Source organism: Streptomyces sp. CRN 30 (assembly GCF_034105845.1).
Window position 1 is genome coordinate 1 of sequence record NZ_JAVRHI010000308.1, and the last position, 15,428, is coordinate 15,428.

Genomic DNA, 15,428 nt, shown 5'->3' on the forward strand with positions numbered 1-15,428 from the left:
GGCCGGGGCGGTCGCGGTCGGCGAGGGGGTCGGGCGGGTCGAGGCGGCGGTGTCCTCGGCGGGGCCGCCGAAGGGGCGGAGGGAGGCGGTGAGGGCCACCAGGGAGACCAGGGCGGCGGCGACGAAGAGGCCGCCGCGCACGGCGCGGGCCCGGCCCGGCGTCCCGCCGTCATCGTCGGCGGCCGGGGGGCGGCCCGCGCCGAGCCGCGCCTCCGCCGCCCGGCGGCGGCGCTCCAGATAGGCGAGGCCGCCCCAGCCGACCACACCGCCGGCCAGAGCGGCGGAGATCCCCCCGTCATGAACCCGCAGACACCCCGCCGCCTCGGCACAGTCGGGGCAGGTGGCGAGGTGCCGGGAGAGATCCTCGGGGACCCCGCCGTGGGCGACGGGAGCGGCGGGGACGGACTGAGGGGAACCAGTACCGGCACCGCGGCCCGTTCCTCCCGCGGGCGGGCGGGTCACCGCGTCCAGCAGGCGCGCGTACCGTCGGCATGTCTCGTCCGCCGGTCCCTCCGTGCGGGCGCGGCGGCAGCGGTCGCGGAAGATCTCGCGGACCTGGGCGAGTTCGGCGGTGATCGTCGCCGGGTCGAGGCCGAGGCGGCGGGCGACCACCGGGAGCGGGAGGGCCTCGACCTCGGCCAGCCAGAGGAGTTCCGCGTCGGGGGCCGGCATGTCCCGCAGGGCGCGCAGCGCGAGGGGACGGCGGGCGGGCGGGCCGGTGTAGCGGGCGGCGCGCGCGGAGTTCAGCCAGAGCCGCAGGTCGGGGTCGAGTTCGTGGCCCTGCCCGGCCGCCTCCCAGGCGGCCGCGGTGGTGCGGACGGCGGTCAGCAGGAGGGGGATGCGGGGCAGCAGCCGCACCGGCCGGTGCCCCGGACCGGCCGTCGTGCGGGCCCCGGTGCCAGTCCCGGTCCCGGTTCCGGTGCCGCGCTTCTCGCGCGTGCCCCGGGCGAACGCCTCGGCGGCCAGCCGGGCGGCGGCCGCGGAACCCGACGTGCACAGGTCCGCGTAGGAGAGGACGGCGTCGTAGCCTTCGGTGGCGTCCTGGGGCATCGGCAGGTCGGACATGGCTCTCCCGCGTCCACGGGCGAGGCCAACTCGTTGCGGCGACGGTGGAGTTGGTGATTCCTCGCGGCAAGGGCCGAGCTTGCCACGGGCCCGGCGCGCGTGACAAGCGACGGGGCACGGATACACGACGGTCCGGCCGCCGGGCGTACGCCCGCGCGAACCGGACCGACCGTCCGAGCGCCCCCGGTCAGACCTCGACGGGCGCGTCCGCCGGGAGGCTGTCCATGAAGGAGCTGACGGAGAAGACCGCGTTGCCGGCGCCGGGCGGGCCGTAGCCGGGAGGCGAGGAGAGACCGAAGTCCTCCATGGTCTGCCGGTACGCCTGGAGCAGCCGGATGTGGTACTCCAGCGGCGCGCCGTCGGGGTTGGTCTTGCCGAGCGGGGTGGTGGGCTCGGGGCACCAGGTGGTGAACCGGGGCGTGATGCCGTGCGACATGAAGAAGCGCAGGCCCTCGGTGGTGGACTCGATGGCCTCGTCGACCGTCTTGAAGCCGAACGGCTCGGCCATCTCCACGCCCGCGACGAAGTTCGGGATCACGTTGCGCGCGCCGAAGACCTCCGTGGAGTCCAGGATGCGCCGGTGCCACTCGTCCCGGCCGACGTACCGCTCCTTGCCGGGGCAGTACATCTTGAACAGGTACTCGTCCCACACCTCGTAGTTGGGGTGGTAGATCTGCACGCCGTAGTCCTTGAACCGCTGGACGTCGGCCTTCGGCAGCGCCTGCGCGACGACCTTGCCGATCCAGCGCCCCGGGAAGTACTCCTCGATGGCCTTGGCGTACCGGCCGTAGAAGTCGGCCTCGTCCAGGCCCTGGACCTTGGACGTGATCGCGCCGCCGGTGAGGGTGTACGCGGTGGAGGTCTTCGCCGTGTCGTACTTGTCGATGATCTCCAGCGCTTCGAGGACCTCGTCGACGTCCTTCACGCCCGTGTACGGCCGCCCGGCCGCCTTGTGCTGGCGCCAGTTGTGGTTGATGTCGCAGTACTGGCACTCCTCCTTGGCGCCGAAGTACTGGCAGACGCGGAAGGCGGTCAGGTAGATCAGGTAGCCCCACTGGATGGTGGGCGCGACCTCCATGACGGACTTCCCGTTGGAGAGCTTGTGGCGGTAGTACTCCGGCATGGGCGGCACGCCGACGTCGGAGATCCGCTTCCCGTCGAGGTACAGACCCAGCTGGTTGTGCTCGTCGGCCGCGACCCGGTACGGCGAGGACGGGTTCACCCGGACCGAGACGACGGTGCGGCGCAGGTCGTAGGGGCCGCCGGTGAGGATGATCTCCTCCGGCGGGCGGCGCAGCGCGGCCTCGCCCAGCTCGGGCAGGGTGCCGTGGTCGAAGGAGAAGATGAAGTACGACTTCGGCTTCACCTCCCCGTCCTCGTTGTCGGACAGGGCCGACGGGTCGAAGGCCACTCCGCCGCGGAGCAGGTCCTCCTTGAAGACCGCTTCCCGCGGCACGTGCGGGAAGCGCTCCATCAGATCCTCGACCAGCGCGGTGCGGCTGCCCATTCTGTGTCTCCTCCCGGCTCGCGTTCGACTTCTCACGGTATGCCCCCGGTGGTGCGGCTTCCCCGCCGGGGCCCTCCCCGGCGCGCCAGGTAGGTTTCCGGCGAGGACTCCTGGTCCTCCGGAGAGAACTGGGAGGGGCTGCGGCATGACCGACACCACCGTGACCAACTGGGCCGGCAACATCACCTACACGGCCAAGGAGCTGCACCGCCCGCACACGCGGGCCGCCCTGCGGGCTCTGGTCGCCGACAGCGCAAGGGTACGTGTACTGGGCAGCGGTCATTCCTTCAACGCGATCGCCGAGCCCGGCGCCGACGGCGTCCTGCTGTCGCTGGCGGAGCTGCCGCCGGAGATCGACGTCGACACGGCGGCCCGTACGGTCCGGGTGGGCGGCGGCGTCCGGTACGCGGAGCTGGCCCGGGTCGTCGACGCGCACGGCCTCGCCCTGCCGAACATGGCCTCGCTCCCCCACATCTCGGTCGCCGGTTCGGTGGCGACCGGCACCCACGGCTCGGGTGTGACCAACGGCTCACTGGCGTCGGTGGTGCGCGAGGTGGAGCTGATCACGGCGGACGGTACTACGGTGACGATCGCGCGGGGGGACGAGCGGTTCGGCGGCGCGGTCACCTCGCTGGGCGCGCTCGGCGTCGTGGCGTCGCTCACCCTGGAGCTGGAACCTGCGTACGAGGTCGAGCAGCACGTCTTCGGTGAGCTGCCGCTCACCGCGCCGCTGGACGAGGCGCTGGCGGCGGCGTACAGCGTGAGCCTGTTCACCGACTGGCGGGCGCCGGGCTTCCGGCAGGTGTGGCTGAAGCGACGCGTCGACGGGCCGCCGGTCCGGTTCCCGTGGGCCGCGCCCGCCACGGAGAAGCAGCACCCGGTGCCGGGCATGCCGGCCGAGAACTGCACGGAGCAGTTCGGGGTGCCGGGGCCCTGGCACGAGCGGCTGCCGCACTTCCGCGCCGAGTTCACCCCGAGCAGCGGCGCCGAACTCCAGTCGGAGTACCTGCTGCCGCGCGAGCACGCCGCGGACGCGCTGCGCGCGCTGGACGCCGTACGGGAGGTGATGGCGCCGGTGACGCAGACCTGCGAGTGGCGCACGGTCGCCGCCGACGCGCAGTGGCTGAGCCCGTCCTACGGGCGGGACACCGTGGCGGTGCACTTCACCTGGGTCGAGGACACGGCGGCGGTGCTGCCGGTGGTGCGGCGCGTGGAGGAGGCGCTGGACGGTCTCGCGGCCCGTCCGCACTGGGGGAAGGTCTTCACGACGGCCCCGGCCCGGCTGCGCGAGCTGTACCCGCGGCTGGACGACTTCGCCCGCCTGGTCGCGGAGGTGGACCCGGCGGGCACGTTCACCAACGCGTTCGTGCGGGACGTGCTGGCCGGCTGAGCGCGCCGATCACTGACCGCACGTCCCGCGCGGACGCTCAGTGGCCGGCGCAGCAGGGCGTCGGGTCCGGGTCCTCGAAGGGGACCAGGGTTCCGCCGATGTGCGGCATGGCGGCCAGGACGAGGGTGCCGTCCTGCCAGTGCGGGCGGACGAACTCCCGGGTCACGAGCCGGGTGGCCGGGTCCGGCGGGTCCGCCGCGCCGAGCACCCGCACCCGTTCGATCGCGGAGCGTTCCAGCAGCTCGGCGACGGTGAGGGTGCCGGTCAGGGCGGCGGCGCCCGGGTAGAGCACCGCGCGCCCCTCGGCGTCCCACGCGCCGTCCGTCACCGTACGGCCCTGCGCCCTGAGCCGGTCGCGCGCGACGTCGATCACCACGCGCGACCGGGCGGCCAGCGACAGCGCCACGCGCCGCCGGCCGCCCCCGGCCACCAGGTGGGTGCAGCCGAACACGTCCTCGGGGAGCCCGAGTCCGGTGTTCAGCTCCCGCAGCAGGTGGTCGGCGTCGCGCAGCGACGTGGCGTCGGTGTCGACGCCGATGACGTACGGCGTCGGGGACGGCTGCCCCGACGCCGCGGACGTGGCGGAGGTCACGACGGCAGGACCCAGACCGGGTTGGAGTAGAACCACAGGTCCTGCCACGGGTCGGCGTCGCCGACGACGTCGATGGCGGGGCCGTTCGGGTCGACGGCCGTGCCCAGCGCGCCGACGGCGGACCGCTTTCCGTCCGTGCCGCGCAGCCGCAGGTAGACAGGGCGGTCGACGCGGCCGAGGTCGTAGGTGAGGGTGACCGTGCCGGCGTTCTTGTTCACCTCGTAGGACTTGACGACCTTGGCGGACGGGGCGGTGAAGGTGTCCTTGTCCTTCACCTCGCCGGTGACGTCGCCCTGGATGACGTCGACGCGGGCCAGGGTGGGCTGGAAACCGGCCCAGTTGGGGCCGCCGGAGAGCGCCACGTCCACGGAGAGCGTGACGCGGGTGCCCTTCTTGACCTGGAGGGCGCCGCCGAGGGTGGCCCAGCGGCTGCCGCCGGAGACCCGGACGTCGAGGCCGGAGAGGAGCTGGCCGTGGTCGACCCAGACGCGGCCGGCGCGGATGCCGTCCATGACGGCGGCGTAGGAGAAGTCCTCGGCGCCGACGTGGGTGCGGCTGTAGTAGCCGGGCCAGTAGTCGTTCTCGGTGATGTCGATCTGGCCGCCGTACACCGGGTCGTCGTAGCGGCCGTTGGTATTGAAGTCGCCGCCGCCGCGGGCCGCGGTGTCGCCGTAGATCTGGTGGGAGTCGGAGTTGGCGGTGATCCACCAGGGCTTGCCCTCGGCGAGGAGGCTGTCCCACAGGCCGCCGACGGTGGCGGTCATCCAGTCGAAGCCGCCCCAGGTGCGGTACGACTCCAGGGGGTAGCCGGCGAAGGAGTCGGAGCCGGGGCTGTTGTTGTAGATGCCGCGCGCGCCGCCGGGGCCGAGCGGCGCGGGCAGGCCGCCGGCCTGGTGTCCGGGGGCGCCCTCCATGCCGACGGCGATGCGGTGGTCCCCGGAGGTGGCGTCGCGCCAGGCGCGTATCTCGTGCGGGGAGTCGATGCCCTTGCGCGCCGGGTGGTTGGCGAGCATGAGGGCGTCCTTGACCTTGCGCCGCTTGACCTGGTCGGCGAGGAAGGCGAGGCCGGAGATGGCGAGCGCCTCGTTGGCGGGGGACGACCCGGTGGCGGCCTTGACGGCACCGTCGTAGCCGGTCTCGAACTGCTTGAGGACGGAGACCTCGTTCTTGCCCGGGTGGACGAAGACCGTGCCGTGCTCGGCGGCCGGGATGTTCCACTCCAGACCCTGGAAGACGAGGGTGTCCTGGTGGGCGGAGCGGGCGTCCTGGATGTCGGGGTTGACCTTCTCCACCCCGATCTTGGCGTGGGTGCCGCTGCCGTGGTCGGTGATGACCAGCCAGTCCATGCCGTGCCGGGCGCCCTGGCAGACCTGGTCGATGACGCGGTACTTGCCGTCGCTGCTGTACTGGGTGTGGATGTGGTGGTCACCGGCCAGCCACAGGAAGCCCTTCTTGCCACTGCCGCGGTTCGTGGCGTACGCGGGCGCGGTGGCGGCACCGGTCAGCACGCTGCTCGCGGCCAGCCCGGCGCCGAGCAGACCGGCGCGGCGCAGCAGGGTGCGGCGGGACTGCTGTTCGGGGCTGAGCGCGTCGTCGGGGACGGAGGTGTCGAACGCGGCGGGCAGGGGCGCCGTGTCGTGCGTGTGGCCGTGACCGTGACCGTGGTGGTGGTCATGGCCGTGACTGTGGCCGTGGCCCTGGCCGTGGCCGTGCTGGTGGTGGTGCCCGTGGCCCATGTCGCTCCTCGTGGATGACCGCCGCGCGCGCGACGGTGTCGCCGCGACCGCACGGGGGGGGGTGAACGTGGGCCGCGTGAGGAGAATCGACGCGCGAGGTGAATGAGGGACGACCTGCGGATGAGCGGGGGACGTAGCCGACACGTCCGGTGCGCCAAGGCGCCGCCGCTGTATGTCGGTCATGTGACAAGGTGCGGGCTTCTTCTTGACGGTGTGTCAACGGGAGCGGTTCGATCGGCGCACACCCCCCGCGCAGCCCTGTCCCGTCACGCCTCGTCATGGCCCCCTCATGACCCCCTCATGTCCGCGTGTCCCCGCGGACCCAGGAAGGACCTCCTCCAGCATGCCCAGACCGTACCGGCGCAGCGCCGTGACCCTCCTCGCCGCGCTCGCCCTCGCCGCCACGACGGCCCTCGGGGGCTCCCCCGCGTCCGCCGCCACGGGCTTCGCGCCCGCGCCCCCGCACAACCCGTACGCCGGTCCCGACGGCACCGCCACCATGCACGGCGACACCGGTTCGTCGGACACCACCCCGCTGGCCGGGCCGGGCGCGGGCACCCTGTCCTCGTCCCGGACGGCGCTCGCCTCGGCCTGCCCGACCGTGCTGGCCGGCGCCGACGGCTACCCGGTCGCCCTGTGCACGCCCATCTTCGGCCAGGTTCCCACCGTCCATCTGCTCGACCCGGACGACGGCTCCTCCCTCGCCGAACTCGCTCTCACCAAGGGCTCGTTGCTCGGCGGTGTGTACGCGTACATCGACCACAAGGACCGCCTGGTCGTCGCCGACGGCAGCCGGAGCCTGCTGCGCGTGGGCCACCACCGGCAGACGGACGGGTCCTGGAAGCTGAGCGTCGACAGCACGCTCTCGCTGGCCTCGGTCATCCCCGAGGACGACGCCGTCACCGGCCTCTCCCCCGACTGGCAGGGCCGGGTGTGGTTCGCCACCGGCGGCGGGACCGTCGGCACGGCGGACGACACCACCGGCACCGTCCGCGCCCTGGCCCTGCCGGCCGGCGAGCGCGTGGCCAACAGCATCTCGACGGCGCCCCAGGGCACGGCCGTCACCACGACCCACGCCACGTACCTGCTCACCGCGGGCGCCGACGGCACCCCGAAGATCACGTGGCGCAAGCCCTACGACCGGGGCACCGCCCGTAAGCCGGGCCTGCTGAGCTGGGGCAGCGGCTCGACGCCCACCTTCTTCGGGCCGGCCTCGGGCACCGAGTACGTCACCATCGTCGACAACGGGGACAGCGCCGCCCACCTGGAGGTGTACCGCACCTCGGACGGGGCCACGGTCTGCCGCGTGCCGGTGCTCACGGCGTCCGGCGGCCCCGGCAGCGAGAACTCGCCCGTGGCGATCGGCCGCAGCGTCTTCGTCGCCGGTACGTACGGCTACCCGTACCCGGCGGTGCCGGAGGGCGCCGGGGACAGCGTCCCGGCGTCGGCCGACTTCACCGGCGGACTGAGCCGCGTGGACGTGGCCGCCGACGGTTCGGGCTGCTCGCTGGTGTGGGACAACGCGCTGCGGTCGGCGGCCGTGCCCAAGCTGTCGTCGGCGGACGGCCTGCTCCGTACGGTCCTGCGCGATCCGCTGATCCCGGGCACGCAGGGCACGAGCCTCCTCGACCCGTACCGCTACGCGGAGATCGACCCGGCGACGGGCAAGGTGGTGCGCAGCGCCCGGGTGGGCATCGGCTCGCTCTACGACTCTCTCCAGATGGCCGGGACGATCACCCGTGACGGCGCGTACCTCCAGGGCACCGTCACGGGCGTGGTGCGCGTCACCGCCGGATAATGCCCCTGGGCACCAGCCCCTGCTCGCGGAGCGCGTCCCGCACGAATCCCGCGTACACGGTGGCGCCGTACGCGGAGGTGTGGGTGTTGTCGCGCTTCTCGTCGGTGAGGTAGAGCGCCTTGGAGTCCTCGACGCCGAGGGACTCCACCAGGGCCTTGGTGCGGGCGGTGAGGTCGATCAGCGGGGTGCCGCGTTCGGCGGCCACCGCTCGGACCACGGCGGGGTGGTCGACGCCGAGGCCGTTGACGAGGAGGGCGGTGCCGTTGTCCAGGGTGCCGTCGGCGTTGAACCAGCGCCGGACGATCGGTGTGACGAGCACCGGCCGCCCGCCCTCCGCCCGCACCCCGTCGACGAGGGTCTCCAGGTTGGCGCGGTAGGTGGCCTCGTCGGTCGTCTTGTCGTTGTGGGCGAGCTGGATCAGCACCAGGTCACCGCGGTGGACGCGCGGCCGTACGGTGTCCCACATGCGCGGGTCGGCGAGGTAACTGACGGTGCTCTCGCCGGAGTCGGCGTGATTGGCGACGGACACGCCCCCGCGGAGGTACTGCGGGAGCTGCTGCCCCCAGCCGCTGTACGGATCGCCGGGCTGGTCGCAGACGGTGGAGTCACCGACGAGGAGGATCTGCCGGGCGTGCGGGGCCGGGGTGACGCGGAGGCCGGCGAGGGCGGGCGCGCTGCCGCCGATCACCAGGTCCAGTCCCGGGCTCCCCTCGGGCCCGGCGGGCTCGCCCTCCGGTGTCCGGACGTCGACGGTGAACGACCGCACGACCCGCTTGCCCGCCCCGGCGGCCGTCTCGGGCAGCAGGGAGCGCCGGGTCTCGCCGCTGATCGCCGTACGGGAGGCCGCGTCGCCGCCGAGGACGACCCGGACGTCGTAGGTGCCCGGGGGGACGTCGAAGTGGCAGGTACCGGCGACGCAGTTCTCGACGCCGGTCGGCGGGCGTTCCCCGGCGTGGGCGGGCCCGGCGATCCCGGTGAGGACGGCGCAAGCCAAGGTGGCGGCGGATGCGATCCCCCGTCTCCCCATGAGACTCATCTTCACCACTGTCCCTCCCTCACACCGTGTCCGCGACCGGGACCCCGAAGTCCGGGGTGCCGTCCCGTCTCCACCCGAGCCGTTGCACGCGCGTGTGCCGGTTCGGGTCGTGCAGCGGGTCGCCGTCGATCTCCTTGTACTGGCGGGCGTGGTAGACGAGAACGTCGGTACGGCCGTCCTCGGCGACGGTGAAGCTGTTGTGGCCGGGACCGTACTGGCCGGTGGCGTCGTTGCTGGTGAAAACGGGCACCGGCGACTTGGCCCAGCTCGCGGGGTCCATGAGGTCGGCGTCCGCGTCTGCGGTGAGCAGGCCCATGCAGTAGTTGGCGTCGGTGGCGCTGGCGGAGTAGGAGAGGAACACCCGCCCGTTGCGGACGATGACGGCGGCGCCCTCGTTGACCTTGAACCCGACGCACTCCCAGTCGTACTCGGGGGTGGAGAGCCGGATCTGCGGCCCGGTGAGGGTCCAGGGGTTGGCCATCTTGGACAGCCAGATGGCGGTGTTGTTCTGCATGCCGGGTTCGTACTGCGCCCAGGCGAGGTAGCGGGTGCCCCGGTGGGTGAAGGTGGTGGCGTCGAGGGAGAAGGTCTCCCAGGCGGTCTTGAGCTGCCCCTTCTCCGTCCACGTCCCCTTGAACGGGTCCCGGTGGGCGTTCTCCAGCACCCACATCCGGATGTCCCACACACTCTCCGCGGGCGCGGCGGCGAAGTAGATGTACCACTTGCCGTCGACGCGGTGGAGTTCGGGAGCCCAGATGTGCGCGCCCATGTCACCGGTGGTGTGCCTGTTCCAGATGACGGACTCGGCGGCGGTGGAGAGCCCGTTGATGGTGCGGGAGCGCCGGAGGATGATCCGGTCGTACTCGGGGGCGGTGGCGGTGAAGTAGTACCGGCCGTCGGTGTGCCGGGTGATGTGCGGGTCGGCCCGGTTGCGGACCAGGGGGTTGGTGTACGGGGCGGCCTTCGCGGGGGCGGCGTGGGCGACGGCGGGCAGGGCCGGGACGGCCGCGAGGGCGCCGGCGGCTGCGGCGCCCTTCAACAGCAGGCGGCGGCCGGGGACTTCGGGTGACTCGGCTGACTCATCGGTGCGGCGGCTCATGCGGTGCCTCTCTACCGGAGTATGTTCGATATGAAGAACGGCATCTGACATGACGAACGCCGACAAGGTAGGGGTGCGCCGGGAGAAGGTCAACGGGTGGGACGGGGCTGCCGCAGGTATCTCCCCGGGCGGTCCGGGTATCCGGTCGGTCACGTGAGGTGAAGGCACCAGGGGAGGGTGACCATGACGGAGGCGGCGGGCGCGGCGGGCAGAGGGCGGCAGGACGAACGGCACGACGAGCGGCACGACGAGCGGCCCCGGCGGCGCCGCCGGGACAGCCTGTGGGCCATCGGCCTGCTGGTCCTGGCCGTCGGCGTCGTCGTCCGACTGGCCCTGGGCGGCCTCTCGGCCTGGCCGTCGGCGCTGCTGGGCGCGGTGGCGATGGCCTTCTGGGTGCCGTGGCTGGTCCGGCACTTCCGCCGCCGGGACGCCTCCGCCTCGGGCACGGAACCGGCCGACGTCCCCGGCATGGAACGCCAGATTCTCAGGGGTGACCCGCCCCCGCGCGATCCCCGCCGCCGCGAGGAGCTGGCGGCCCTGGTCGACTCCCGCCAGCGCCGCCTGCGCCGCAGCCGCTGGTGGGCGTTCCCGCTGCTGGCGGCCGTCTTCTTCGGCACGTCGGTCGCGTGGTTCTCGGCCGGCTCGACGGCGACCGGCGGCGTGATGCTCGCCCTGGGGGTGGCCTTCCTGGCCTTCATGACGTGGTCCAACGTGCGCTTCGACCGGCGGCTTTCGCGGATGCGGCGGCAGCTCAGGAGCCGAGCCGGCTGAGCCGGCCGGGGAACTACGGCGCCACCGGCTCGAACGGGACCATCTCGTCCCCCTCGGGCCGGACGACGCCGTACGTGCTCTCCGGGACCTCGTTCCACACCCCCGGCAGGTCGCCGAGGGGCTCGGAGACGACGAGGCGGGTGTCGTCGGACGCCTCGCGGAGGAAGTCGATGTCCGGGTGGAGGGAGCGGAGGGTCTCCACGCGGGTGCTGTAGAAGAGGGAGCGCGACGCCCGCTGGGAGGAGTAGCGGAACGTCCACAGGCTCCGGCCGTCGGTCACCGCCACCGTCATCTGGAGGGGGTGTTCGACGCCGTGCTCACGGCCGACGCCTTCGACCAGACCGGCCATGCGGGCCACCGCGCCCGGCGGGTCGTCCTCCAGGCCGAAGGTGAGCGCCAGGTAGAACATCACCTCGGAGTCGGTCGACCCCTCGATGTGCAGGAAGAGGTCCGGGTCGACGGCGAGGACGAGGTCACGCCGTACGCGGGAGAACTCGGCGATCGCACCGTTGTGCATCCACATCCAGCGGCCGTGCCGGAACGGGTGGCAGTTGGTCTGCTGCACCGCCGAGCCCGTCGATGCCCTGATGTGGGCGAAGAACAGGTGTGAGCGGACGTGGCCGGCGATCTCCCGGAGGTTACGGTTGCTCCAGGCGGGGCCGATCTCCCGGACGATCGCGGGCGAGTCCTCCGCCGTCCGGTACCAGCCGACGCCGAAGCCGTCGCCGTTGGTCGTCTCGACGCCCATCCTGGCGTGCAGGCTCTGGTCGATCAGCGAGTGCTGCGGCCGGTACAGCATGTTCTCCAGCAGCACCGGAGTGCCTGAATAGGCCAGCCAACGGCACATCGTCCACCGCCTCGCTCGTCGTACGGCGTCGTACGAGGGGCCTGCGGGGGCGTACGAGTGCACCCCTGCGCTCCCTCCTTCCCAAGGATCGCAGGGGCGGGCCGGGGGCGCACGGGCTAGCCGACGGCCGAGTTCACCGAGGAGATGATCTTCTCGCCCCACTCCTTGGTGATGCTGCCCTCACCGTTGGCCTTGAGGACGAGGTGGCCGAACGCCTGGCTCCGCTCGGCCTTGAGCCGCATCAGCTTCATGGGGCTCAGGCTGGACTTCTCCTCGTGGGAGACGAGGTCGAAGGTGTGGTTGTTGCTGCTGCGGGAGACGAAGGAGTACTTGTGCGCGGCCGGCCCCGCACCCTTGATCACAGTGAAGCCGATGGTCATACCCGCGCCCTGGAGGTCGTCCGCCTCCATGTCCTCCACCAGGTTGGCGTACTTCGGTTTGTCCTGGATGCGGCTGGAGAGCTTGCCGTGGCTGGACAGGGCACCCGACGCCGCGTGCGTCGTGTACTCGGAGTAGCGGTTCTGGTACACCCGCGACTGCTTCAGGATCTCCGGCGGCTCGGCCGCGTCCTCCTTGGGGTGCTCCGCGACGCCCTGCTTGAGGTACTCCCCGGTGCTCTGGGTGGGGAACAGGATGATCTTCGGTTCGGTCGGCGCGCCGTTGTCCTGCCCGCCGAACCGCACCAGGCCGGTGAACGCCGAACCGGGCGGCGCCAGGTGCCAGCCCTCCAGGCTGCCCTTGTGCACCTTGACCGCCCCGCCCGGGACGACCGGCCAGTGCGGCGGCGCGCCCCCGCCGCCGTTGTTGGCGATGTACGCGTCGGAGTCCTTGTACCCCGGCCGCTGGCCCTCGCGCAGCGCCGCCATGTCCGGCGTCTCGACGAACTCCTCGCCGTTCACCTGCGCGTAGCGGACCTTGATCTGCTCGATGATGTCCGTCCGGTTCACGCCGTAGTACTTGGTCAGCACCTGGCGCACCAGCGGCTTGTTCCGCAGCGGCAGCCGCCCGTTCGGCACGGTGGAGCGGATGCCCGCGTGCTCGGCCGGCAGCTCGAACTCGGTGTCGCTCGCGGCCGCGGCGGCGGTCGGCGCCGGGGGCCGGGTACCCAGTATCGGAGGCGGCGGGGGGAGGGGCGGCGCCGGGGGCCCCTGCGGCATGCGCTGGATGCTCATCACCTGCCCGCTCCCGTGCAGGGCCCGGCCCACGGCCTGGTTGCCCGCTTCGCGTTGCAGCCGGATCATGTGGGCCGCGCCCGAGGGCGCGGAGGCTCCGTCGTGCGCGTGCGCGTGCGATGCCGCGCCGGGCGATGTGTCGCGCGGGGGACGGAGCACCCGGCCGGGCTCACCGGCTTTCTCCAGCCGTTCACGGGGATGCATGGGGGGTTCCTTTCTTCAACAACGACACCTCGGTACCGGCTCCTGCCGCCTCGGAGAAGGTCCGGGAGGGCAGATCCGCGGGCAGAGCCGACACTGCCCGCACTACCGTCGTCGTCATGACCATCGGTACGACCGACTTCGCCCGCGCGCTCACCGGACCCGCCCCCCTCGTCCTCGACGGCGGCCTCTCCAACCAGCTGACGGCCGCCGGGCACGACCTGAGCGACAGCCTCTGGTCGGCACGGCTGCTCGCCGACCGCCCCGATGCCCTCGTCGACGCGCACCGCACCTACTACGAGGCCGGAGCCGACGTCGCGATCACCGCCAGCTACCAGGCGACGTTCGAGGGCTTCGCGGCGCGCGGCATCGGACGGGGGCGGGCCGCCGCGCTCATGGCCCGCAGCGTGGAACTGGCCCGGGAGGCGGCCCGCCTCGCCGGGACGGAGCGACGGCTCTGGGTCGCGGCATCGGCCGGCCCGTACGGCGCTCTGCTCGCGGACGGCTCCGAGTACCGGGGTCGGTACGGGCTCACCGTCGCCGGACTGGAGCGCTTCCACCGGCCGCGCCTGGAGGTCCTGGCCGCCGCCCGCCCCGACGTCCTCGCCCTGGAGACCGTCCCCGACACCGACGAGGCGACGGCGCTGCTGCGCGCTGTGCGCGGCCTGGGCGTGCCCGCCTGGCTGTCGTACACCGTCGACGGCGACCGCACCCGGGCCGGTCAGCCGCTGGAGGACGCCTTCGCCCTCGCCGCCGACGTGGAGGAGATCGTCGCGGTCGGCGTCAACTGCTGCGCGCCGGGCGATGTGACCCGTGCCGTCACCGTGGCGGCGCGGGTGACGGGCAAGCCCGTCGTCGCCTACCCGAACAGCGGGGAGATCTGGGACGCCGCCGCCCGCGCCTGGACCGGCGAGCCGGCCTTCTCCGCCGGGGACGTACGGGGCTGGCGGGCGGCCGGGGCGCGGCTGACCGGTGGCTGCTGCCGGGTGGGGCCGGACGTGATCGCGCGGGTCGCGCAGACCTTGCGAACGACCGGTTCCTCTCCGGAGAGGTGACGAGCCGGTCAGTCCTGGGCCAGGACTCGTCACTCGCTCCGGCCGCCCGCGCGGCCTGCTGTACTGCTGCCCCATCGGCCGGACCATCGGCCGGTTCACCGGCTCACCGGGGCATCGGGGCATCGGGGCATCGGGGCGGCAGTTGGAAGCGAACTTCCACGCACAGGAGATCAGCGGAACGCTGATCGTCGGCGACGACAACGACGTCCATGTCGTCAACCACGTCACCGTCTTCGACAGCGGTTCGGCCGTGGCGCCCGGCACCGCTGGCCCGCCACGGGTGCCGCGCCGCGACCGGCCCGCCGAGTGGGCCCGCCCGCCCCGCGCCCCCGAACTGCTCGGCCGCGCCGAGGAGCACGCCCGCGTCCTCGGACGGCTCGCCGAGGGGTACGCCGTCCGGGTGTACGGCCCGCCCGGCAGCGGCCGGACGGCCCTGCTGAGCCGCGTGGCCGCGGACCACGGCACCGAGACCGTGGTGTTCGTGCAGGCGGGCGGCGCGAACGCCGAGGACGTCGTCCAGCAGGTCTTCGAGGCCACCCACGACACCGAGGAGTACAAGCCCGGCGCGGCCCTGCTGCGGCGGCTCATGGCACCCGTCCAGGCCTTGATCGTCGTCGACGACTTCGAGGACCCGGACCCGGGCGGGCTGGCCGCGCTGCGGCAGGCGCTGCCCGGCTGCGACGTACTGGTCTCCTCCACAGCCCCGAGCCCGGCGGAACCCGGCACGGACATCCGCGCCTGCCGGCTCGGCGGCCTGCCGCCCGACGCGTCCCTCGCCCTGCTGGAGCGGGAGGCGAACCGCCCGCTGAGCGACGCGGAGACGCAGGAGGCCACCCGGTTCGCCGCCGAGGTCGCCGGGCCCCCCCGCGCGCTGGTCGCCGCCGCGGCCCTCCTGGAAGCCGGCGACACCCCGGCGGCGTTCACCGCGGACGAGGACGCGCTGGCCGCCGGGCTCGCCGCCCGGCTCGGCGAGGGCGCCGCCCGGCTGCTCGGCGCGCTCTGCGCGTTCCAGCCGCTCCCGGTCCCCTCGGCGCTCTTCGAGACGGTCGGCGCGGGCACCCCCGTCCCCGGCGCCCTCTCGGAACTCCAGCGGCTGCGGCTGGTGGTCCGCGAGAACGGCGGCCACCGGGCTGTCGGCCGGCTCGCCGCCCGCACCGCC

Annotated in this window: 12 protein-coding genes and 1 pseudogene; 5 read left to right on the top strand and 8 right to left on the bottom strand. The window is 73.2% G+C overall.

The features are described from left to right. Both UW392_RS33605 and UW392_RS33610 read right to left on the bottom strand, forming a co-directional pair. On the bottom strand, window positions 1-1,065 hold a 1,065-nt coding region (locus UW392_RS33605), incomplete at its 3' end, for a cellulose-binding protein (protein WP_320778977.1). A 187-nt stretch (window positions 1,066-1,252) separates the two neighbouring features. Further along, window positions 1,253-2,572 (bottom strand): radical SAM protein, encoded by a 1,320-nt coding sequence (locus UW392_RS33610; protein WP_320778978.1) that lies wholly within the window; start codon window positions 2,570-2,572, stop codon window positions 1,253-1,255. A 145-nt stretch (window positions 2,573-2,717) separates the two neighbouring features. Between UW392_RS33610 and UW392_RS33615 the strand changes: the two genes are divergently transcribed. Next, window positions 2,718-3,962, top strand: coding sequence for an FAD-binding protein (locus UW392_RS33615; protein WP_320778979.1), 1,245 nt, complete (start codon window positions 2,718-2,720; stop codon window positions 3,960-3,962). Window positions 3,963-3,999: 37 nt separating this feature from the next. Here UW392_RS33615 and UW392_RS33620 read toward each other — a convergent pair whose 3' ends face one another. Together UW392_RS33620 and UW392_RS33625 are read right to left on the bottom strand one after the other, a co-directional pair. Then, window positions 4,000-4,554: a hypothetical protein gene (locus UW392_RS33620; protein WP_320778980.1), complete on the bottom strand. Its 555-nt coding sequence runs from the start codon at window positions 4,552-4,554 to the stop codon at window positions 4,000-4,002. Further along, window positions 4,551-6,290, bottom strand: a complete 1,740-nt coding sequence (locus UW392_RS33625) for a PHP domain-containing protein (protein ID WP_320778981.1) — start codon at window positions 6,288-6,290, stop codon at window positions 4,551-4,553. Before UW392_RS33625 ends, UW392_RS33620 begins: the two co-directional genes overlap by 4 nt. Before the next feature lie 343 nt (window positions 6,291-6,633). Here UW392_RS33625 and UW392_RS33630 point away from each other — a divergent pair, with 343 nt between their 5' ends. After that, window positions 6,634-8,088: a hypothetical protein gene (locus UW392_RS33630; RefSeq protein ID WP_320778982.1), complete on the top strand. Its 1,455-nt coding sequence runs from the start codon at window positions 6,634-6,636 to the stop codon at window positions 8,086-8,088. Here the strand turns inward: UW392_RS33630 and UW392_RS33635 are convergent. Both UW392_RS33635 and UW392_RS33640 read right to left on the bottom strand, forming a co-directional pair. Next, window positions 8,075-9,115: a rhamnogalacturonan acetylesterase gene (locus UW392_RS33635; protein ID WP_320778988.1), complete on the bottom strand. Its 1,041-nt coding sequence runs from the start codon at window positions 9,113-9,115 to the stop codon at window positions 8,075-8,077. The two genes, UW392_RS33630 and UW392_RS33635, sit on opposite strands and share 14 nt — an antisense overlap. Before the next feature lie 28 nt (window positions 9,116-9,143). Beyond that, on the bottom strand, window positions 9,144-10,223 hold the full coding sequence (locus UW392_RS33640) for a glycoside hydrolase family 43 protein (RefSeq protein ID WP_320778983.1): 1,080 nt from the start codon (window positions 10,221-10,223) through the stop codon (window positions 9,144-9,146). Between the two features lie 183 nt (window positions 10,224-10,406). Here UW392_RS33640 and UW392_RS33645 point away from each other — a divergent pair, with 183 nt between their 5' ends. After that, entirely contained in the window at window positions 10,407-10,994 is a 588-nt protein-coding gene (locus UW392_RS33645) for a hypothetical protein (RefSeq protein ID WP_320778984.1), read from the top strand. Window positions 10,995-11,007: 13 nt separating this feature from the next. Here UW392_RS33645 and UW392_RS33650 read toward each other — a convergent pair whose 3' ends face one another. Both UW392_RS33650 and UW392_RS33655 read right to left on the bottom strand, forming a co-directional pair. Beyond that, complete coding sequence (locus tag UW392_RS33650; protein ID WP_320778985.1) at window positions 11,008-11,841, bottom strand: class II glutamine amidotransferase; 834 nt, start codon at window positions 11,839-11,841, stop codon at window positions 11,008-11,010. Window positions 11,842-11,957: 116 nt separating this feature from the next. Then, a complete protein-coding gene (locus tag UW392_RS33655) occupies window positions 11,958-13,217 on the bottom strand; it encodes a hypothetical protein (RefSeq protein ID WP_320778986.1) in 1,260 nt (419 codons plus the stop codon). A gap of 116 nt (window positions 13,218-13,333) precedes the next feature. Between UW392_RS33655 and mmuM the strand changes: the two genes are divergently transcribed. Next, complete coding sequence (mmuM, locus tag UW392_RS33660) at window positions 13,334-14,269, top strand: homocysteine S-methyltransferase (protein ID WP_320778987.1); 936 nt, start codon at window positions 13,334-13,336, stop codon at window positions 14,267-14,269. Window positions 14,270-14,411: 142 nt separating this feature from the next. Then, window positions 14,412-15,428: pseudogene (locus UW392_RS33665) on the top strand (hypothetical protein); the annotation flags it as partial.